The organism is Flavobacterium limicola (assembly GCF_003634755.1).
GTDB classification, from domain to species: domain Bacteria; phylum Bacteroidota; class Bacteroidia; order Flavobacteriales; family Flavobacteriaceae; genus Flavobacterium; species Flavobacterium limicola.
In genome coordinates this window covers 50,203-70,859 of record NZ_RBXA01000002.1, presented here as the reverse complement: position 1 = coordinate 70,859, position 20,657 = coordinate 50,203, and the positions used below count along the sequence as shown (strand labels likewise).

The 20,657-nt window shown below is 31.9% G+C and carries 19 protein-coding genes and 1 pseudogene; 12 read left to right on the top strand and 8 right to left on the bottom strand.

The features are described from left to right. Nucleotides 1-7: 7 nt before the first annotated feature. The gene (corA, locus tag BC952_RS07610; protein ID WP_121365040.1) at nt 8-1,078 is read right to left on the bottom strand and encodes a magnesium/cobalt transporter CorA; all 1,071 of its coding nucleotides are present in this window, start codon (nt 1,076-1,078) and stop codon (nt 8-10) included. A gap of 308 nt (nt 1,079-1,386) precedes the next feature. Between corA and BC952_RS07605 the strand changes: the two genes are divergently transcribed. Beyond that, entirely contained in the window at nt 1,387-3,948 is a 2,562-nt protein-coding gene (locus BC952_RS07605) for a zinc-dependent metalloprotease (protein ID WP_208639977.1), read from the top strand. Nucleotides 3,949-4,248: 300 nt separating this feature from the next. On the opposite strand, the gene BC952_RS07600 is transcribed toward BC952_RS07605, so the two are convergent. Then, the gene (locus BC952_RS07600; protein WP_121365039.1) at nt 4,249-4,974 is read right to left on the bottom strand and encodes a bacteriorhodopsin-like; all 726 of its coding nucleotides are present in this window, start codon (nt 4,972-4,974) and stop codon (nt 4,249-4,251) included. A 111-nt stretch (nt 4,975-5,085) separates the two neighbouring features. On the opposite strand from BC952_RS07600, the gene BC952_RS07595 reads away from it, so the two are divergent. Then, entirely contained in the window at nt 5,086-5,988 is a 903-nt protein-coding gene (locus BC952_RS07595; protein ID WP_121365038.1) for a Brp/Blh family beta-carotene 15,15'-dioxygenase, read from the top strand. A 78-nt stretch (nt 5,989-6,066) separates the two neighbouring features. Here the strand turns inward: BC952_RS07595 and BC952_RS07590 are convergent. The 5 genes and pseudogenes from BC952_RS07590 to BC952_RS07570 form a co-directional block, all read right to left on the bottom strand. After that, nucleotides 6,067-6,444: pseudogene (locus BC952_RS07590) on the bottom strand (Hsp70 family protein); the annotation flags it as partial. A gap of 24 nt (nt 6,445-6,468) precedes the next feature. After that, complete coding sequence (locus BC952_RS07585) at nt 6,469-7,068, bottom strand: hypothetical protein (protein ID WP_147405268.1); 600 nt, start codon at nt 7,066-7,068, stop codon at nt 6,469-6,471. Between the two features lie 166 nt (nt 7,069-7,234). Further along, nucleotides 7,235-9,121, bottom strand: a complete 1,887-nt coding sequence (gene dnaK / locus BC952_RS07580; RefSeq protein ID WP_121365035.1) for a molecular chaperone DnaK — start codon at nt 9,119-9,121, stop codon at nt 7,235-7,237. A 287-nt stretch (nt 9,122-9,408) separates the two neighbouring features. Next, nucleotides 9,409-10,047, bottom strand: coding sequence for a nucleotidyl transferase AbiEii/AbiGii toxin family protein (locus BC952_RS07575; RefSeq protein ID WP_121365034.1), 639 nt, complete (start codon nt 10,045-10,047; stop codon nt 9,409-9,411). Nucleotides 10,048-10,050: 3 nt separating this feature from the next. Next, nucleotides 10,051-10,518, bottom strand: a complete 468-nt coding sequence (locus BC952_RS07570; protein WP_121365033.1) for a helix-turn-helix transcriptional regulator — start codon at nt 10,516-10,518, stop codon at nt 10,051-10,053. Nucleotides 10,519-10,877: 359 nt separating this feature from the next. Here BC952_RS07570 and BC952_RS07565 point away from each other — a divergent pair, with 359 nt between their 5' ends. From BC952_RS07565 to BC952_RS07545, 5 genes are all read left to right on the top strand, one after another. Then, on the top strand, nt 10,878-11,855 hold the full coding sequence (locus BC952_RS07565; protein WP_121365032.1) for a DUF4062 domain-containing protein: 978 nt from the start codon (nt 10,878-10,880) through the stop codon (nt 11,853-11,855). 183 nt (nt 11,856-12,038) lie between these two features. Beyond that, the gene (locus BC952_RS07560; RefSeq protein ID WP_121365031.1) at nt 12,039-12,881 is read left to right on the top strand and encodes an AAA family ATPase; all 843 of its coding nucleotides are present in this window, start codon (nt 12,039-12,041) and stop codon (nt 12,879-12,881) included. After that, nucleotides 12,850-14,325, top strand: coding sequence for an AAA family ATPase (locus tag BC952_RS07555; protein ID WP_121365030.1), 1,476 nt, complete (start codon nt 12,850-12,852; stop codon nt 14,323-14,325). The genes BC952_RS07560 and BC952_RS07555 overlap by 32 nt, the downstream gene beginning before the upstream one ends. A 172-nt stretch (nt 14,326-14,497) precedes the next feature. Next, complete coding sequence (locus tag BC952_RS07550) at nt 14,498-15,565, top strand: serine hydrolase domain-containing protein (RefSeq protein ID WP_121365029.1); 1,068 nt, start codon at nt 14,498-14,500, stop codon at nt 15,563-15,565. Between the two features lie 158 nt (nt 15,566-15,723). Beyond that, nucleotides 15,724-16,305 carry an outer membrane protein gene (locus BC952_RS07545; protein ID WP_121365028.1) on the top strand — a complete coding sequence of 194 codons (582 nt, stop codon included), beginning with the start codon at nt 15,724-15,726 and terminating at the stop codon, nt 16,303-16,305. A gap of 221 nt (nt 16,306-16,526) precedes the next feature. Here BC952_RS07545 and BC952_RS07540 read toward each other — a convergent pair whose 3' ends face one another. Beyond that, nucleotides 16,527-16,907 (bottom strand): hypothetical protein, encoded by a 381-nt coding sequence (locus BC952_RS07540; protein ID WP_121365027.1) that lies wholly within the window; start codon nt 16,905-16,907, stop codon nt 16,527-16,529. Between the two features lie 261 nt (nt 16,908-17,168). Here BC952_RS07540 and BC952_RS07535 point away from each other — a divergent pair, with 261 nt between their 5' ends. From BC952_RS07535 to chrA, 5 genes are all read left to right on the top strand, one after another. Beyond that, nucleotides 17,169-17,606: an acyl-CoA thioesterase gene (locus BC952_RS07535; RefSeq protein ID WP_121365026.1), complete on the top strand. Its 438-nt coding sequence runs from the start codon at nt 17,169-17,171 to the stop codon at nt 17,604-17,606. Between the two features lie 4 nt (nt 17,607-17,610). Then, on the top strand, nt 17,611-17,925 hold the full coding sequence (locus BC952_RS07530; RefSeq protein WP_121365025.1) for a hypothetical protein: 315 nt from the start codon (nt 17,611-17,613) through the stop codon (nt 17,923-17,925). A 156-nt stretch (nt 17,926-18,081) separates the two neighbouring features. Further along, nucleotides 18,082-18,666: a cytochrome b/b6 domain-containing protein gene (locus tag BC952_RS07525; RefSeq protein WP_121365024.1), complete on the top strand. Its 585-nt coding sequence runs from the start codon at nt 18,082-18,084 to the stop codon at nt 18,664-18,666. 105 nt (nt 18,667-18,771) lie between these two features. Beyond that, a complete protein-coding gene (locus tag BC952_RS07520; RefSeq protein ID WP_121365023.1) occupies nt 18,772-19,332 on the top strand; it encodes a helix-turn-helix domain-containing protein in 561 nt (186 codons plus the stop codon). A gap of 77 nt (nt 19,333-19,409) precedes the next feature. Beyond that, complete coding sequence (gene chrA, locus BC952_RS07515; protein WP_121365022.1) at nt 19,410-20,540, top strand: chromate efflux transporter; 1,131 nt, start codon at nt 19,410-19,412, stop codon at nt 20,538-20,540. The last annotated feature ends 117 nt before the right edge of the window (nt 20,541-20,657 follow it).

Here is a 20,657-nt window from a genome sequence, read left to right as displayed (position 1 = left end):
TTATGTATTAAAACCAACGACGTTTTTTAAAATAGACAATCATTCCTATTCCTATCAAAAACATAATAGCCATTACCGTATGGTAGCCATATTCGCGCCTAAGTTCTGGCATATTCTCAAAATTCATTCCGTAAATCCCAACAATAAAGGTTAACGGAATAAATATTGCCGACACAATGGTCAGCGTTTTCATTATCTCATTCATCTTATGGGTTTGTGCCGAAAAAAAGAAATTAGAAGCACTTTCCAATGACCCCATATCCGATTCAATTTGTTCCAAAAGCTCCAAACTCTTTTGATGTAATCGTGCAAAAAAGCTAAAATTTTCACTTTCTATCGCATTAAAAACATTGTCATCTTTAATACTTTTTATGTTGTACAAAGATTCCCTTAACGGAATTATGGAACGCTTCAAAAAGTTAAAATTATCCCTGTGTTTTTCAATTTTTTCCAAAATTATTGGGTCAGCACTTTTCTTGGAAAGATTAATCAATTCCTCTACTTTGTCTTCTTCATTTTCCAAGGTAATATAAAAATTTTCCATAATGGCATCCAAAAGAATATACAAAAGATAGTCGGCTTTTTTGGTTCTTACAATACCAGAATGTGTTCTTAATCGTTCTCGAATGTGAGTAAAAAAGTCACTCCTTTTTTCCTGAAAAGAAATTAGAACCCCATCTTTTATCAAAAAACTTATTTGCTCGACTGTTATATTATCTGAATCTCCTAAAGGCAAAAGTGATTTTATATTGAAAAATAAAACATCTGATAACTCCTCCACTTTAGTTCTTCTTGTAGTATTCAAAATATCGGCCAACATGAAATTGTCGATTTTGAAATAACTTCCAATAGACTTCATCAATTCTATATTATTTAAACCATGAATATTAAGCCAATTATTCCTATGGAAATTCATATATTTATCTAATTCTGAAACCATAAAACCTTCATACTCTGTCAGATTTAAATCATCATATACAAATAACTGCATCTCCGATTCGTTTTCTTTATGAATTCCCGTGTATTCCAGATTATTGGGTTGGAGTTTTCTTCCTTTTTTGTATTTAATTTTTCTCATTCAAAAATCATTTATAGAGTAATATTACGAAAAAGTTTTACAAAAGCACCGCACCTTCTGCCTTTTGACATTTCGAAAAACAAAAATAGGTAGAAATAACAATCCCTTTTATGAGAAAAATCATGTAAGGATTATAAATCTGTAATTAATGAACGATTGTTAATTATTGTTAATTATTTAAAATCGTTTTTTGAAATAATATGTTTTTAAAAATATATCAATAGATTTGAAAATTAATAGTGAATAAATGGAAGATTCTTCTATTTATTTACTAAAAACTTAGTATTAACTATTATATGTTTAACCAAATGATCAAAAAAAAACTAACCTTATTTATTGTATTGCTGTTGATTTTTTCTGCCCAAGACACATTCGCACAAAGCCGAAAAAAAAGAAAAGCAGATAAAGATGCTATTGCCAAAGTGGATGCTAAAGCCACTGATGCCAAAAAAGAACCCAAACCTTACAAAAAAGTAATTGATTCGAGTGCTGTTACACAAAGAGGATTAATCGATGTTCATAAAATAGACAACAAATACCTTTTTGAAATTCCGGATTCTATTTTAGGAAGTGAAATGATGACCATCACCCGATATTCTAAAACTCCGGCCGGAGGAGGAATTTTTGGTGGAGAAGAAATCAACAGACAAGTCGTTCGTTGGGAAAAAGGTTTGAATAATAATATCTTATTGAGATCTATTACCTACGTTATTATGTCTCCGGATGAAGACAAACCAATGGCTCAAGCAGTTAAAAATTCAACTTCAGATCCAATTATTGGAAATTATGATGTTCTGGCGTACAAAAAAGATGATGCTGGAAAAATCACAGGTTATGTAGTTGATTTATCTACTACTTTCGATGCTGATGTTCAAACTTTTTCTTTGGATCCAATTAAAAAACAACTGTTAAACATTCAGACGTTTCAAAAAGACAGATCTTTTATCTCTAAAGTAAGTAGTTTTCCAATAAACACTGAAATTAGAAGTGTAAAAACCTTTACGACAACACCACCAAAAATCAATACTTCACCTACACCAAAAATTGGAGTTGATTTACCTTCAGCTTTAGATGCAGGAGTAATCACAGTGGAAATGAATACTTCTATGATTTTATTGCCAAAAAATCCGATGCGCAAAAGAGAATTTGATGCGCGTGTAGGTTATTTTGCAAATCAGTATGGTGTATTTGAAGAGGAATCTCAAAAATCAGACACCAAAGTATTTGCGGTAAGATGGCGTTTAGAACCTAAATCTCCTGAAGATGCTCAAAAACAAAAAAAGGGAGAATTGATTGAGCCTTTGAAACCAATTGTATATTACATTGACCCGGCGACTCCTGAAAAATGGAAAAAATTCATCAAACAAGGTATTGACGATTGGCAAATCGCTTTTGAAGCAGCGGGTTGGAAAAATGCAATTCGTGGTGAATATTGGCCAGAAAATGATCCAACAATGAGTTTGGAAGATGCTCGTTTTTCTGTTTTAAGATACTTCGCAGCTGAGATTCAAAATGCTTATGGTCCTAATGTTCACGATCCAAGAAGTGGTGAAATATTAGAAAGCCACATTGGTTGGTATCACAATATCATGAGTCTTTTAAGAAACTGGTATTTGATTCAAACTGCAGCGGTTGATCCTGCGGCAAGATCTAAAAAGTTTGATGACAAATTAATGGGAGAATTAATTCGTTTTGTTTCTTCTCATGAAGTTGGACACACGTTAGGATTGCGTCACAATATGGGTGCAAGTTCTGCAACTCCGGTTGAAAAACTAAGAGATAAGGACTACCAAGAGAAAAACGGACACACTTCATCTATCATGGATTATGCGCGTTTCAACTACGTTGCACAACCAGAAGATGGTGTTACGGCTTTGTTTCCAAGAATTGGAGATTATGACAAGTGGGCTATCAAATGGGGATATTCTTATTTTGAAGACACTAAAAATGAAGCACAGGAAAAAGCTTTGTTGAATGAAATGACTAAGGAAGCATACAAAAACAATCGCTTGTGGTTTGGTTCTGAAACAAGTCCTTATGACCCAAGATATCAAACGGAAGACATTGGTGATAATGCAATGAGAGCTTCTGAATACGGAATTAAAAACCTGAAAAGAATACTTCCTAATTTATTAGAATGGACTAAAGAAGATGGTCAAAGTTATACTGAATTAGATGAGCTTTACAGCGCACTTACAGGACAATTTAGAAGATATATGGGACACGTAACTAAAAACGTGGGTGGAATTTATGATTCTCCAAAAACCTATGACATGGCTGGAAATCAATTTCAAGTGGTACCAAAAAGTATCCAAAAAGATGCTGTAGCGTTCTTGAATACACAATTATTCACTACACCAAAATGGTTATTGGATCAAAATGTTCTTTCAAAAATAAACCCGGAAAGTGGTGTTGAAGCTATCAAAGGAATGCAGGATGCAACTTTGTCCAGTCTTATGGCAGGTGACAGAATGGTTCGCCTTTTAGAAACCTCAACAGCAAGTAAAGACAATTATTCCGTAGACGAATTAATGACTGATTTGAACAAAGGAATTTTCTCTGAATTGAAAAGCAATAGTTCTATTGATATGTACCGCAGAAATGTTCAAAAATTGTATGTAGACAAATTGATTGAATTGCTTAAACCAGGTACTGCAACTGTAAGATCTGTTCCTGTTGGAGTAACGTATGGTTTCAATACCAGAAGAGTAAACTTAGCACAAACTGATTTACCTTCTATTGCAAGAGGCCAATTGAATGCACTAAAAAACGATTTAAAAATGTCTTCCGCCAGGATGTCAGACCGAATGAGTAAATATCATGTACTCGATTTGATTTCTAGAATTGGTGAAGCTTTAGATCCAAAATAATAAATTAAAAGGGAAAATGTTGTTTGAACATTTTCCCTTTTTTTTTGTGATGTGTTTGATGTGATTGCAACCATAGTAAAAAAATTTATAGAATACACATTGTTCTATAAATGCACATTGTAGAAACACATATTATAAAGACGCACTACAGCACATCTCTACGTGATAAATTAGTAATAACAAAACCCGACTTATTTCAAAAAAAGGTTGGGTATTTTGTTTCCTATAATTCCATAAAAAAACCGAACTATCACTAGTCCGGTTTTTAAAATCAAATATTAAAAAAAATAATAAAAGTAATTAATCTTTAGACGATTTTACAGCTAAACTGTAGATTACCAATCCAAAACCAATTTTGTTAATCGCATCTGCAATATTGTAGGCCACGTCAATATTACCAGCTGGTATAAATCCGTTGTACCATCCTGATGTGCCCATCATATATCCTAATGGATAGATTGACCATCCAACAAGAACAAACCAACATAAGATTTTGTGTGCTTTTTGCACTTCGCCACCAGCTGATGCAGCTAATTTTGCAGCTTCACCTAACCAAATCTCGTATACAATTGCAAAGTAAGCTAATCCGGAAATGAATCCCCATAAAGCAGCGCTTTCTGGTGCAATAACTTCACCAATGTAACCTGTTACTAACATGATTACAGAATAAATAATCATTTTCCACAGTAATGATTGTTTTGCTCCTGCTACTTTAAGTATCAGGTAAAATTCTAAACACATCAACGGCACTGTAAGTACCCAATCTACATAACGAAAGAATGTAGGTGACTCACCAAATGAAGCCCAATAATCTCTCATGTAGAAATAATGTACAGCAGCAATAAAAGTGATTAATCCTGACACCAACACTGAGGTACGCCACTTTTTATCAAACTGGCTTAAGGATAAAAAGAAAAATGCTGAAGCGGCCATCATAGCCATACAGCCTACAAAAAAAGTAAACCCTACGTAATCAGTTGGCAACATTTTCCCAACTAATCCTGAAATAAACATAAAATTTGTCATAAATAATTATTTTAATGGTTTTTTGTTCAATCAAATATAGTAAAAGTTAAACAATAAAAAATCATTTTTGTTTAATATTTTTTAACTAATTTTAAACGATAATTAAAATTCATGAAAAATTATTTAAATATTGTAATTGTAGCAAGCTTTTTCGGACTTTGGATGGATTCCTTTCTATCGACAAAAATCCAAATAATATTGGGTTTCTTCTTGATTTTCACTTTTGGAATATTACATGGTGCAAACGATTTACTTCTAATCAAAAATATTAAAACCACAAAACAGTCCAATTCTTGGTTTAAAATACTAGGATATTATGTAGTAATGGTTTTAACAGGCGCCTTATTGTTCTATACAATTCCTCAAATTGCACTGCTACTGTTCATTATTGTAAGCGCCTATCATTTTGGCGAACAGCAATGGCAAGATTTATTGGACAACTTTCCGAAATGGATCCAAATGGCATTTCAATTTTTATACGGATTCATTGTCTTACAATTACTATTTGTGTTTCACTCCGATGAAGTACAAAGTATTATTTTAAACATCGCCAATATCAATATTCCAGGTCAATACTTTGTTTTGCTTTTGCAAATTTCATCAATTACTTTTATTGGTTTAAGTACCTATTTGTATTGGAAATCAAAAAATATCAGAAAAAAACTAATTTTAGAATTCTTTTATTTAATGCTCTTTGCAATCCTCTTTAAGTCTTCCAGTCTGATTTGGGGATTTGCCATTTATTTTGTTTTATGGCACAGCATTCCTTCAATAATTGACCAGATTAAATTTTTGAATGGTTCGTTTTCAATAAAATATTTTGTTGACTATTGTAAAGCGGCAGGGATTTATTGGTTGATATCTATAATAGGAATTACACTGATCTATTATATGTGTAAAGAGGAACAACTTTTTAATGCTTTGTTTTTCTCCTTTTTGGCCGCCATAACGTTTCCGCATGCGGTAGTGATTACAAATATGTTTGACAAAAAACTAAGAAATAGAGAAGCATAAAAAAACCGTTCACCTGTGGTGAACGGTTTTCTAAATCAATAGTAGAGATGCACCGCAGTGCATCTCTACAAAGAATTATTATTTTACTTCTTCAAATTTAACGTCTTCAAAATTGTCAACTTGACCTTGTTCACCTTGAGCATACATTGCTTCGGTTGCTTTTTTCCAAGCAGCGTTGATGTTGTCAAGAGCAGTTTGAATTGCAGAAATGTCTTGAGATTGGTGCGCCATTCTCAATTCAGTCAATGCATATGCTACAGCAACTTTGTTTTCATCAGATAATTTAGAACCTACTTCTTTCAATTGAGTTTCAGTTTGGAAGATCATTCCGTCAGCTTCGTTCCATTTTTCTGCTCTATCTCTTAAAAGTTTGTCAGAATCAGCATTAGCTTCTGCATCTTTTTTCATTCTTACGATTTCTTTAGCTGGTAATCAAGAAGAAGTTTCGATACGAACAGGCTAAATTTTAAAACTAACTTATTATTTTTTCTTAGATGGTCCGGCAGAAGCGAATACAAACTTTTTATCCGCAGGAACGTAAATCATTTTATTTTCCTTTGCTTTATTTTTCAATACCACATCTCCTGCTTTGTTTACAATACATTCAAAACCTTCATTTCTAATTCGGTCTATTGTTTCAGAAACCGTTTGTTTGTCATCCAAAAAATGTATTTCAGTTATTTTTGTAGTTGTTTGTTCATTCGTCAGCACTTTCATTTTAGAAGCTATGTCACAAATTACAGAAATGGTAGTCACTGCAACCTCAGTTTTTAATTTGCTTTGCGCAGTCTTCTTTTCCTGCCACGTTATTTTATGCAAAGTAGTTCCTTTGGTCGTAAAGGGCTCAATTTTACATTCTAATGGCAACTTATCTACCTCAAAAATTTTCAATAAAATCGTGTCTTTTTTGGCTCCTTTATTCGTGATAAACAAATAAAATTTATTCTTAATCAATTCTGCAGAAACATTGTCTGATTTTGCAAAAATGGATGAAGCTGTTGATTTTTTGGCTTTATTGGTCTGACTGAAAAGAGCCGTACAACAAAATGCCATAACAAGAAGTAAGATTGTTTTTTTCATAATTGCTTTCGATTTCAAAGGAATTGAAAAGTACAATAATATTTGATACAAATAGGCGCATCCCTATTTAAACAAAAATAAATTCCACAAAAAAAACCGTTCACCAATGGCGAACGGTTTTCTAAATCAATAGTAGGGATGCATCGTAATGCATCTCTACTGATAATTATTTTACTTCTTCGAATTCAACGTCTTCAACATTGTCTCCTTGAGCAGCATCCCCTTGAGGTTGTGCTTCACCTTGACCTTGTTCACCTTGAGCATACATCGCTTCAGTTGCTTTTTTCCAAGCAGCGTTGATGTTGTCAAGAGCTGTTTGAATTGCAGGAATGTCTTGAGATTGGTGCGCCATTCTCAATTCAGTTAATGCATATTCTACAGCAACTTTGTTTTCATCAGATAATTTAGAACCTAATTCTTTCAATTGAGTTTCAGTTTGGAAGATCATTCCGTCAGCTTCGTTCAATTTTTCTGCTCTTTCTCTTAAAAGTTTGTCAGAATCAGCATTAGCTTCTGCATCTTTTTTCATTCTTTCGATTTCTTCAGCTGTTAATCCAGAAGAAGCTTCGATACGAATATCGTGAGATTTTCCAGTTCCTTTGTCAGTTGCAGAAACTTTGATGATACCATTAGCATCAATATCAAAAGTTACTTCAATTTGTGGAACACCTCTTGGAGCTGGTGGAATACCATCTAAATGGAAACGACCGATAGTTTTGTTGTCAACTGCCATAGCTCTGTCTCCTTGTAAAACGTGGATTTCAACTGTTGGTTGAGAATCTGCAGCTGTAGAGAAAACTTGAGATTTTTTAGTTGGAATAGTTGTGTTAGACTCAATTAATTTAGTCAAAACACCACCCATAGTTTCGATACCTAAAGATAAAGGTGTAACGTCAAGTAACAATACATCTTTTACATCTCCAGAAAGAACTCCACCTTGAATAGCTGCTCCAATTGCAACAACCTCATCAGGGTTAACTCCTTTAGACGCTTTTTTACCAAAGAATTTTTCAACCTCTTCAGCAATTCTTGGCATACGAGTAGAACCACCTACTAAGATAACTTCGTCAATATCAGAAACAGTTAAACCTGCATCTTTCAACGCTTTAGCAACTGGTGCCATAGAACGTTTTACTAATGAATCAGTTAATTGCTCAAATTTAGCTCTAGTTAATTTTTTAACTAAGTGTTTTGGTCCTGAAGCCGTAGCAGTTACGTATGGCAAGTTGATTTCAGTTTCAGCAGAAGAAGACAATTCAATTTTTGCTTTCTCAGCAGCTTCTTTCAAACGTTGCAATGACATTGGATCAAGACGTAAGTCAATACCTTCTTCAGCTTTAAATTCGTCAGCTAACCAGTCAATAATTTCGTGGTCAAAATCATCTCCACCTAAGTGAGTATCTCCGTTTGTAGACAATACTTCAAAAACTCCGTCTCCTAATTCAAGAACAGAAATATCAAATGTACCTCCACCTAAATCGTAAACAGCAATTTTTTGATCTTTACCTTTTTTATCTAAACCGTAAGCAAGTGCAGCTGCAGTTGGTTCGTTGATAATACGCATTACTTTAAGACCTGCAATTTCACCCGCTTCTTTCGTAGCTTGACGTTGTGCATCATTAAAGTAAGCTGGAACAGTAATAACTGCTTCAGTAACAGTTTGACCTAAATAGTCTTCAGCTGTTTTTTTCATTTTTTGAAGTGTCATAGCTGACAATTCTTGAGCAGTGTATAAACGACCATCAATATCCACACGTGGAGTATTGTTGTCCCCTTTTACTACTTTGTAAGAAACTCTTTTTGCTTCAGCTGTAATTTCTGAAAAAGAGTGACCCATAAAACGTTTGATAGAAGCAATAGTCTTAGTTGGATTAGTTACCGCTTGTCTTTTAGCAGGATCTCCTACTTTAATCTCTCCACCTTCAACAAAAGCGATGATAGATGGTGTTGTTCTTTTTCCTTCTGCATTAGGAATAACAACTGCTTCATTACCTTCCATTACAGAAACACAAGAGTTGGTCGTACCTAAATCAATTCCGATTATTTTACCCATTTTTAATATATTTAATTTTATTGTATACTTGTTTTAATGACTCGAAGTCGATAAGTCAATCTTTGTGCCAATACAAAATGGCCTATTAAATTGTCAGTTTATGTTAAAATTGGCGTAAAAAAATCTGACAAGATGACATTTCAGAGGGTTTGTCATTCTGGCGGAAGTCGGAATCTGGAGCTCTCTCCCGCTCTCCGCTGTATCTTTATGTTCTTAAAGAAAGAACATAAAGGATGCCGCTGCTATCGGGGCTAGGGCATTTGATATTTCAATGCAATCTTTTGAAATTAGGAATTTCCACTAATATTTTGATGAAAATCTAATTTGATTAACTCCCAAGATTTATTCAATAAACACATCGGGTCAAAATCAGGATCAGCTAATTCAAAATTTACAAATTGACTTTTAATAGCGGAACAATCAGTGTAGGGATAACGCTTTTCATAGAACGAAATCATTTCATCAATAGAAACCTTGTCAAGATAATAATGTAAGTCCCAAAAATCTTTTTTTCGGCCACCCCTTAGAACAACATCTAATTTCATGGCAATAATTTCATTTTCAGAAGCCATTCTAATATCGTCTTTGGAAACTAAATCAAAAATAAATTCATCCGTGTAATACAAATCAATTTTTACAAAATCCTTTTTTGAATTTCCTACTTCAAAATAAGTTCCAAACGCAACATTATCAAGATTTCTAGAGCTACAATACGGGTATTTATTCTCTAAAAAACTTCTTATCTCCTTAAAATCAATTGAACCATAATCCGCAGCTGTGAACAAATCAATATCAACAGACACTCTATGTCCGATTTGCAAACTCAAAGACGTACCACCAACTAATCTGAAAGGAGCAAATAATTGTTCTTGCATCAAATCAATCAGAACTTGTTTAAGCAATGGGGAAACCGTATTCCAATACATAAGCTATCTTGTTAGTAGTTCAGGATGCAATAAATTAATTTTAGAAACTTCATCTTTTCCATAAAAACGAGTAATTTCATCTTGTTCCGACTTAGTACCATAAGCAAAAACTCTTTTCACTATTGAAATTTTCATTAATTTCCAATCTATTTTATCAAAATCAGTATCCCAAAATATCCCTTTTCTTAATTTGGAAAGATCGGGTTTATAAGTACTGTCTTTCTTTGCTTCCTTTATGTCATAAAAAACCTGTAGCGTCATCAGGAAACCTTCTTCTAATTCCAGTTGTTCTTCTATCTTGAGAGACAAAGCAACATTCATCCGCCTGTTGCCCTTTATGATGGCGCTCAAAGTTTGAGCATGTTCACCAATAGAAAGCGCAAATTGCCTTTGATTAAGGTTCCTTTTCTTTAATTCCCACTCAACAAACTTACCGGGATGAATTCCTTTTATAATGTCAATTGTTTTCATAGTACAAATGTAAACAAAATTGTTTACATTTTTTAAGTTTAAAATTTCGAGGAAAATAAATGCACTCGTGGCTGAGGATTATGATTGTTCATTTATATTAATTCTATTCGATAAATTTAAAAATTACAATACCAAAAATTCGTAATAAATGAACTACATTAGCAGAACTGTAAATTGCTTTTTGTAGCGCAAAGCAACCTGATTTTGGGTGAATATGCGCTAGTTTGTAGCGTGTATATACAAGTTATGGGCAATGCCTCAGCAGAAACAAGAACCTAACTGAATTTTTAATCAAAAAATGACTTAAAAATTGTTAACCAAATATTTTATTAAATAAAACAAAACATTACCTAGTTAATATGAAAAAAAAATTACAAATATTCATTTCATCAACATTTACGGATTTAATAGAAGAAAGGCAAGCAGCGGTCGAAGCCGTTTTGCGCGCAGGGAATATCCCAGCAGGTATGGAATTATTTTCAGCGGGAAACAAAAGTCAGCTTGATACTATAAAGAAATGGATTGGGGAATCGGACATTTATATTCTAATTCTAGGTGGACGATACGGCTCATTAGAAAATGAATCTCAAATTTCATATACTGAAATTGAATATAGATATGCACTTGAGTTGGACAAGCCTTTTTTTGCAATCGTTGTTAATGATGAAATGATGAAGCAAAAGGTGCACAGCCAAGGACAAAATGTTCTAGAACTTGAGAATCAAGACAAATATAAAAAATTCAAGGAAGCTGTTTTATCAAAAGTATGTCGATTGTGTAAAGACAGCAGTGAAATCAAACTTGCAATTTTGGAGTCCATAATTGATATACAAAATCAATTTGACTTAACTGGATGGATTAAAGGTGATGAAATCCCTGATAATACAATAATTTTGAATGAACTAGAAATTATCAGGAGTGAACGAGACGTATTGCAAAAAAAGGTTTTAAGCTTGGAAACCTTGACTAAAAAGGCTAGCAGAAATCATTCTATAGGTGATTATACATATGAAGAAATTTCAAAAGTATTAGAAGCAAAGACTATTGTTGTGCCAAGTGCAATAATTAATCAAGATGAAGACTGGGAAACAAATGCTCTATTAGCAATGGTTGGATTTTCTGCCTCTTTTACTACTGGAGTTACAGCTACGATGTCAACTGATATTCAAAGATTTATCACTAATAAACTTGTACCTACTCTTTTAAACTTTGGATTGGTTGAAAGACAAAAAGTTCGAAATACGGGAATGAAAATGGAATATGATAAATTTGTATTATCAGCGTTAGGAAATAAATTTTTGTCTTTATATCAACTAGAAAAGGCCGATAAAAAATAGCACAGCCCATAACCGCCGTTTGGCAATATGGCGGGTTTAGGCTTAATTTGAAGTTGGTTTTGTACTTGTAAAATTAGTCATTAACCGAAAATTTAGGCTTCCTTAATCCGCCACATCGCCAAGCGGCCAAACGTTGGGTGTAATGCGCCCATCGATCGTAAAAAAACTGAAAAATATAACAATATGATTAGAAAAATAAATACTCTTAAAAATTTTGGAGTATTCCAAAATTTTACTTCGGATATACTTCCAGAATTTAATGAAAAGAATATATTTTACGGTTGGAATTATTCAGGTAAAACTACAATTTCAAGGTTATTATCTTCCCTAAAAAATAAACAATTAAACAAATCTTATTCAGAAGCTGAGTTTGAAATAACATTAGATGACAAAAGTAAAATAACCCACAAAAACATTGAGAACAACAATTTAAATTTACTAATATTTAATTCAGATTATATTCGAGAAAATTTAAAATGGGACTTAAATAGCCAATTTAATGGAATAACTTTTGATGTTGGAGAAACAATTGGTTTAAGAGAAAAAATTGAAAAACTTGAAGAACAAATACTAAAAGTTAACGGTTCTAACGAAATTATAAGTAAAAAATCACCTTTTGAATTATTAAAAACAGAGTTTGATTCATTTGAAGATAATAAATACACTCAAGAATCAAGAACAATTAAAAACGACATTTTCAATAGCCTAATTGAATTCAACAAAAGTCATTTAAAATCAATTATTCCACAAGTAGTTAATGACTTAGAAAGTAATTTAATAACTGATCTTGATGAATTAAATAGGATAAAAAAATTATCGTTATCAACAAACGATAAAGAGGAAATCCAAATTATTCATAATGATGTAAATTTAAAAAGTTTATATGATTCTGTTGTAATACTTTTAAATCAAGAACCTAAAAAAAACAATATAATACAGATACTCGAAGAAAATCCGTATGTGTCAAATTGGGTGAAATCAGGAATTCCATTACATAAAGGAAAAGAAAAATGTTTTTTTTTGTGAAAATGATTTAAGTAAAGAAAGATTAAATAATTTACTATTATATTTTAATAATGAATCTTCGAATCTAAGAAATGAGATAATTACAAAGATTGAGCAAATTAAACGCAAAATAGATGAACTAAACAATGTCGAATTACCAAAAAGTAAATTTGAATTCTTTGATAATTTTCAAAATGATTTTCAAGCGCAATTAGATTCATTCATATTAATCAAAGACAAAATATTTTTATTCTATAATAATCTAATTAATGAATTAGAAATTAAGAACAATGAATCAATATTCATTAGTAAAAGAATTGCTGATTATGATAATGCATTACAATTAGATATTGATAAATGGACTGAAATAACAAATAAGCTGATTAATAATCATAATCAATTATTTACTGATTTTGATACAAAACAAATTGAAGCCAGAAATCTTCTAAAAAAGCATCAAGTATCCTTATTTTTAACCATAGAAGAATATATTAAAAAGAAAAAGGAAAGTGAATTTGGAATCAGATGTATCTCAAAATTTGATAGCTATATAAAAAAAGTAAAAATTGAAATAGCAAAACTAGAAGGTGAATTAAAAAGCATTGTAAAAGGAAAAGATGAGCTTAATAGTTTTATTCAGAAATTTTTAAACCGTTCGGATATATTTATAGAAGTTATTGAGGATGATAAATTTATTTTAAAAAGAAATGGACAAATAGCTGATAATTTAAGTGAAGGAGAAAAAACAGCAATTTCGTTTTCATACTTTTTAGTTTCTTTAGAAAGTTTATTTCAAGATAAAAAGATCTTTGACTATATTATCTGTATTGACGACCCTATTTCAAGTTTAGATGGAAATCATATTGCTCAAATTTATTCATTGATAAATTCTTTCTTTTTTAGACAAAATATTAATCCTGCTGTTCCTGAACAATATGTAAACTGTTTTAAACAACTATTTATATCTACACATAATTTTGAATTTTTTTCTTTTATCAAAGATTCCAATAGAATAAATAAAAAAAACACAAAAGAATACTATTTCATAAAAAGAATTTCAAATACTGAATCTAACATTCAAGAATTACCAAAATCATTACGAGATTACAAATCCGAATATATTTATTTATTCGATTTAATTTTTAAGTTCTTTATAAATGGTTGTCAAGAAACAGATGAAAAATTAATATTAATGCCTAACGCAGTAAGGCGATTTTTAGAAATTTATACATTAATGAAACTTCCAGATTCAACCGATCAAGTTGACGAAAGGATAAGAATTTTGATGCCGGAACATATGGAATTAAAAACCTTACATCATTTTTCACATTTTACAACCTTCGAAAAGGTGATGAAGCACGATGAAATCATATTAAATCTATCTCAGGCAATTGGAGAATTAATGACATTATTAGGGAAAGACGAATTACATTTTGAATCCTTAAAAAGAGCTGTAACAAGATAAAAGCACTACACCCAACGCACGCTACACGCAATTTTGGTTTTAGGCTTAATTTGAAGATTGTTTTGTATTTATGAATATTTGGCAAATCCGAATAATGATCTTAATTTAGTCCCAAACTCGCTGTAGTAACAGAACGTTAGCAAATATTATACTTTACGAAGAAACTTTATAAATGAAAACAACATCTAAATTCGCAATCATAATTCTTTTATTATTAGGCATAAAAGGAATAAGCCAAACAAACAGTAAATTACTTAAGCAGATTGATTCCTTATTGACGAATAATAACCAAGATAACACTATAAATGGTAACATATTAGTAATTCAAAATAGTGAAATTTTATATGAAAAATCATTTGGTTTTGCGGAACCAAATCGAAAAATAAAATTGAATAAAGACTTTAAATTTTTAATCGGTTCTATATATAAAGAGTTTCCAGCAGTAGCTATAATGCAATTAAGTGAAAAAGGATTAATCAATTTAGAAGACAACATTGACAAATACATTTCTGAATTGCCTTCTTGGTCAAAGGATATATCGATAAAAAATTTACTCCAATATTCAGCTGGTCTACCAGATATTCAAACTAAAAAATATCCACAGGATAAAATTATTACCACTAAAGATATCTTTAATGATCTTTTAAATATTCCAAACTTAATATACAAACCTGGAACTGATTATTTATACACCAATTACAGCCCACTTTTACTAATGAAAATTGTAGAAAATGTTAGTGGTAAAACATTTAATGAGTATTCGAAAACTTTTCTTTTTAACTCAGAAAATATAAACATAAAAACACAATATCCATATATTGAAAAGGAAAATTTAGCATTTTCCTTTAATAATGAATTTGTCCCTGACAATTTTAAATTAGAAATTCCATTTTTGTTTATTAGCAATTCTTATGGTCTGTACGATTGGTTTAAAAGAATTGATGAAAATTCTTTAATTAGTGAAAAATCAAAATTATTTCTCGGAAAAACCGCAAATATTTTATCTGATAAATCTATGCAAAGTCCTTTTGGTAAACTATATACAACAAAACAATCAACATCAAGAGAAATTTCAGTTACAGAACATACTCACGATGGAAGTTTTGGAAATTTTAAATGTATTGCAAGAAGGTTTAATTTGGAAAATATTACAATAATAATCTTGACTAATCAGAATACAAATAATGTTTACGAAATATCAGAGGAAGTTTATAAATTAGTAATTAAAAAGAAAAAATAACAACTGCTGCCAACACACGCTACGAGCAATTTGCGCTTTTGGCTTAATGGGAAAATTGGTTTTGTAATAATAAAATTAGTCATTAACTAAAAATTATTATCACTTAAAACGCCACATCGACAATCGGATAAATATTACAGACAATTAAAAAAAGAACTATGAAACAAAAATTACTATTAGCATTATTATTAATCTTATCAATCAAATCATTTTCACAAGATTCAAAATTTAGTATTGAAGCTAATTACCCAATTCCAATTGGAGATAATTTTATCGCAGAAAACTATACCGGAATTGTTGACATTGGAGCAAAATATAGATTTTTGGAAATGACAAATATCAATATTGGAGCATCTATCAATGGTGGAATTTTAGTAAACAACACAAATGACAATGATGGGAATCAAGACTTTAAAGTCAAATCATATCTTATTCAACCAAAATTTTTTGCTGAACTTACAATAGAATCAATTTCTAAATTACACCCATTTATAGGATTTGGATATACTTTTATGGTTTTCGATGCTTCAGGAACAAATAACGGATTTGATGTTTCAGGATCCAGTAAAACAGACAGTGGAATTAATGCAAATTTTGGAGTTGCTTATGATTTAACTACTAAAATATTCATAGGTATTCAATATGACTATGTGAAGTTGAAAGTTGACAAAGAAACCCCAAATACAACATTTAACACAAACGTAAATCTATTAAAAATTGGATTAGGTCTCCGAATATAAAAAACTCTACCGCGATAATATCCTACAATCGTTAGCGCAGTTTTGCAAACTGTGCTAATAATAGTAAGGAAACAGTATTTATTTCATCAGTACTTATACTTTTATATTCTTTAAAGGAAAACTATCAGATTTATTTAGTTGCTAAATTTTATAAGCAAATTTTATAAAACCATAGTAACTTTTCGCGCTTTCCTGAACGCAACATTATAAAATACAATCACTTAACGCACCGCCTTAGTTGACTTACCAACGGTCAAATAAACATGCGTATTGGGATACAGGAATTCAATTTTAGTATTTTGTGTATTTATCCGCATTTCTACCTGACCTTTCTCGTTTTCTAAAGTGTAAAACGCATAATTTTTATCTGGAGCAAAAACACCGGAGTCTACAATTTTATATTTCATTTTTGTAGCCGTGAGAAAGAAAACCACAGTACGCTTTTGAGTGTCAAGGAACACAAATGAATATTCATTTCCTACCGTATCGCATTCCCCTTTTTTGAAAGGTTGCTCGTCAATGCAATAGCGTTGCACATTAAACACTTGTTCCTGAGCATACAAACTACCCGACAGCAACAACAAAAACATTATTTTTTTCATAAAAAGTACTTGATATTAGGATCCGGAATTGGACACAACTTTTTACCAATACAAAAGACAAGCCACATTTCTTTTTTGAAGAAAAAAGAATTCATAAATCCCCAATTACTTTTGGTAGCATAACCTTAAAATAGAATTAAAAGGTTCATGAGTTCCTTTTCATTCCACATATTATTCGTAGTTTTGGCCATAAGAGCAAGTCTTAATTTTGTTTTATAACAATTGAAAAGAACAGCGCAAAAAACTTAAAATAAAACAATAATGACTTCATTTAGTAAAGAATTATCCTTTCGTTGGTCTGATCTTGACCCAAATTTTCATGTTCGACACAGTGCTTATTATGATTTTGGCGCACAACATCGTATTGAAATTCTGGAAAATCTTGGATTAACTATGAAGGTTTTGCGTTCACAAAATTTTGGTCCAATCTTATTCCGGGAGGAATGTGTTTTCAGAAAAGAAATACTGCTTGCGGATAAAATAGTTATGCATACCAAAATTTCTAAAATGAGACCAGATGCTTCACGCTGGTCAATAGTCCACGAATTTATGAATGACGACAATAAACTTTGTGCCACAATAACCGTGGATGGAGCCTGGATGGACACAAAACTGCGCAAAATAGCCGACCCAACACCCGAAATAGCGATGGACGCTATTCGTAATTTTCCAAAAACTAATGATTTTCTAGAACTTTAAATTTATGAAACAATTTTTAAAAATTGCCAGCTGCTTACTAATTGTAATCGCACTGGCTGTAAGCTGCAGTCCGTTGCTAAACGCAAACACCACTGAATTCACTACTGGAAAAGTGCAGGAAATCGTTCTGGGCAAAGATGGCTATACCGCCAAATTAGCAACCACCGAAAATTCAATTTATCTGGTGACTATCAGTCGAGCCAATTTATTAGAACCAACACAATATAGACAAGTTTCAACTGGAGAAACCATACAAGTGAAAGGAGATATTTTTAAAATTTCAGGCGTTAATCACATGACCGTGCGAGTTCTGAAATAGCAAAGAGCTATTCTTTAGTTACACTGGAAGCCTTAATTATTTTTCCAATGAGCAAAGGTTTTGTCAGTCTTTAAAGAAACCTCAAGCTATTAGATTCATTTTCTCATTTTAATCAAATAAGAATAAAAAGCGTAACCTTATTATCATTCAAAAATCATGAAAAAGAGAGAATACTCCGCCATTTACAGAATAATGCATTGGTCAATCGCCATTTGCATGACTTTATTACTTGTCACGATTTTTCTACGTTTGACGTGGATGAATAAAAATAATGTTGCGCTAATTATTCAAGATTATTTAGCAACTACAGACCAGAAGTTGACGCAAGACCAACTCATTACACTTGCCAAAAAAATTAGAAAACCCATGTGGGACTGGCATATTTATATTGGTTATGCTTTGGTAGGTTTGTATAGTATTCGGATTGCGCTTCCATTTTTTGGACAAATGAAATTCTCTAATCCGTTCAATAAAGATTTGGGAATTAAAGAAAAATTTCAATATTGGACGTATTTAGTTTTTTACGTTTGTGTCGCAATTTCCCTTATTACCGGTTTAATTATCGTTTTAGGTCCAAAAAATCTAAAAGAACCGATGGAAGAAATACACGTACTTTCGATTTATTATTTATTGGCTTTTATCGTGATTCACTTATCGGGTGTTTTCTTCTCTGAATTAACGACCCAAAAAGGATTAATTTCCAGAGTTATAAGTGGACCAACGAAGTCAGAAGAGAATTAAAAACAGAAAGTTTTTAGTAGTGAATTTTAACGCAAGCTGAATCACATAAAGAGTAAATTGGTTGCAAACTGTTAATCCAAAATAATTAAAGTAAAAAATTGGTTTATGAAAATCTATGTCAAAAACATGGCTTGCGAAAGTTGTAAAATCTTTGTAAAAGAAGCTTTGGAAGAGCTCGATATCTCACCAATAAAAATAGAACTTGGCGAGGTTGAAGTTAAGGAAGTGCTTACAGAAAGCCAAAAAAAGAAACTGAACAGCAAAATCAAAAAAGCAGGATTAGAATTATTAGAAAAAAAACAAGGCATTCTGATTGAGAAAATCCGAACTGTAATTATTGATTACGTTTACAACTCCGATGAAAAACCAGTCATCAAATTCTCCGTTTTATTAAGCGAAAAATTAAATCATAGTTATACTTATCTGGCCAATTTTTTCTCTGAAGTAGAAGCCAGTACAATCGAACAATATGTCATTTCGCTGAAAGTAGAACGAATAAAAGAACTGATTCTTCTGGAAGAACTTACTCTTTCTGCCATAGCTTTCAAACTTCATTACAGCAGTGTTTCCCATTTGTCAAATCAGTTTAAAAAAGCAACCGGATTGACTCCTTCGCATTTTAAACGATTAAAAGAAAAAAGAAGAATAACCATTCAAAACATTTAATAAAAGACATTTCAGCATCTCTTAAACCAAATGCGATCTTACTATTGCATTTCCTTTAACAAAAAAGATTCTAAAAAATGCATCCTAATTCTGAAATAAAAGAAATTGCCAAGGTGTTCCTAAAGTTAGGATTTACTGCTTTTGGTGGTCCTGCGGCACATATTACAATGATGCAGCAAGAGGTAGTTTCCAAACGAAAATGGCTCTCCGAACAACATTTTTTAGATCTTATTGGTGCAACTAATTTAATTCCGGGACCCAACAGCACTGAAATGGCAATCCATATTGGTCATGAAAGGGCCGGTTGGAAAGGTTTGGTTGTCGCCGGTCTTTGTTTTATTTTGCCAGCGGTTTTCATCACCGGATTTTTTGCCTGGGGTTACAAACAATATGGACAGTTACCGGAAATTCAACCTTTTATTTATGGCATAAAACCTGCAATTATTGCCATCATTCTGGCTGCCGTTTATCCTTTGGCCAAGAAATCCCTGAAATCAATACCATTAGCCGGAATCGGAATTGCTGTCTTAATCTTGTCCTTACTCGACTTCAATGAAATCTATTTGATGTTTGGAGCGGGATTATTTTCCTTGTTCTGGTATTTCCTCCGAAACCAAAGAATAAAAAATACGACTGTTTTTCTCCCCATAACCGTTCTACAAGTTTCAAGTACAACCGTTCTGACAGCAACCAACATGAATCTGTTTTGGATTTTCTTGAAAATTGGCGCAATCCTTTATGGCAGCGGTTATGTACTTTTTGCTTTTCTTGATGCTGAACTGGTGGCGACGGGACTGCTGACTCGACAACAATTAATCGATGCTATTGCAGTAGGACAATTTACACCTGGTCCCGTTTTTTCATCGGTAACTTTTATAGGATATCAAATTAATGGTTTCTCCGGTGCTGTAGTTTCTACAATTGCAATTTTTCTGCCTTCCTTTATTTTTGTGGCACTTCTCAATCCATTAGTTAAGAAAATGAGAAACTCAAAACCTTTTTCGGCATTCCTCGATGCGGTAAATATTGCTTCGGTAGCCATTATAATTTCGGTATGTTACGCCATGGGAAAAGATACCGTTACGGATTGGCGCACAATTCTAATTGCAATAATTAGCCTCGCTATTACCTTTGGTTACAAAAAAATAAATAGTGCATTTATCGTTTTAGGTGGCTCAATAATTGGATATGTTTTGACTCTTATTTAAAAAATAGAAACGTTTCGCATTCCCAATAATCCAATACGTTTTCATCTTATTTGTATTACTGCATAGCGATTTTATTATTACTAATAAATTTAAGTATCTTTAATACTATTTATAACT

Bases quoted from the DNA above. Each gene is read 5' to 3' on its own strand.
- BC952_RS07560 (WP_121365031.1), top strand. From the start codon at position 12,039: ATGATTAGAAAAATAAATACTCTTAAAAATTTTGGAGTATTCCAAAAT.
- BC952_RS07585 (WP_147405268.1), bottom strand. From the start codon at position 7,068: ATGAAAAAAACAATCTTACTTCTTGTTATGGCATTTTGTTGTACGGCT.
- BC952_RS07535 (WP_121365026.1), top strand. From the start codon at position 17,169: ATGACTTCATTTAGTAAAGAATTATCCTTTCGTTGGTCTGATCTTGAC.
- BC952_RS07525 (WP_121365024.1), top strand. From the start codon at position 18,082: ATGAAAAAGAGAGAATACTCCGCCATTTACAGAATAATGCATTGGTCA.
- BC952_RS07570 (WP_121365033.1), bottom strand. From the start codon at position 10,518: ATGAAAACAATTGACATTATAAAAGGAATTCATCCCGGTAAGTTTGTT.
- BC952_RS07600 (WP_121365039.1), bottom strand. From the start codon at position 4,974: ATGACAAATTTTATGTTTATTTCAGGATTAGTTGGGAAAATGTTGCCA.
- chrA (WP_121365022.1), top strand. From the start codon at position 19,410: ATGCATCCTAATTCTGAAATAAAAGAAATTGCCAAGGTGTTCCTAAAG.
- BC952_RS07565 (WP_121365032.1), top strand. From the start codon at position 10,878: ATGAAAAAAAAATTACAAATATTCATTTCATCAACATTTACGGATTTA.
- BC952_RS07530 (WP_121365025.1), top strand. From the start codon at position 17,611: ATGAAACAATTTTTAAAAATTGCCAGCTGCTTACTAATTGTAATCGCA.
- BC952_RS07605 (WP_208639977.1), top strand. From the start codon at position 1,387: ATGATCAAAAAAAAACTAACCTTATTTATTGTATTGCTGTTGATTTTT.
- dnaK (WP_121365035.1), bottom strand. From the start codon at position 9,121: ATGGGTAAAATAATCGGAATTGATTTAGGTACGACCAACTCTTGTGTT.
- BC952_RS07595 (WP_121365038.1), top strand. From the start codon at position 5,086: ATGAAAAATTATTTAAATATTGTAATTGTAGCAAGCTTTTTCGGACTT.
- BC952_RS07545 (WP_121365028.1), top strand. From the start codon at position 15,724: ATGAAACAAAAATTACTATTAGCATTATTATTAATCTTATCAATCAAA.
- BC952_RS07550 (WP_121365029.1), top strand. From the start codon at position 14,498: ATGAAAACAACATCTAAATTCGCAATCATAATTCTTTTATTATTAGGC.
- BC952_RS07520 (WP_121365023.1), top strand. From the start codon at position 18,772: ATGAAAATCTATGTCAAAAACATGGCTTGCGAAAGTTGTAAAATCTTT.
- BC952_RS07540 (WP_121365027.1), bottom strand. From the start codon at position 16,907: ATGAAAAAAATAATGTTTTTGTTGTTGCTGTCGGGTAGTTTGTATGCT.
- corA (WP_121365040.1), bottom strand. From the start codon at position 1,078: ATGAGAAAAATTAAATACAAAAAAGGAAGAAAACTCCAACCCAATAAT.
- BC952_RS07575 (WP_121365034.1), bottom strand. From the start codon at position 10,047: ATGTATTGGAATACGGTTTCCCCATTGCTTAAACAAGTTCTGATTGAT.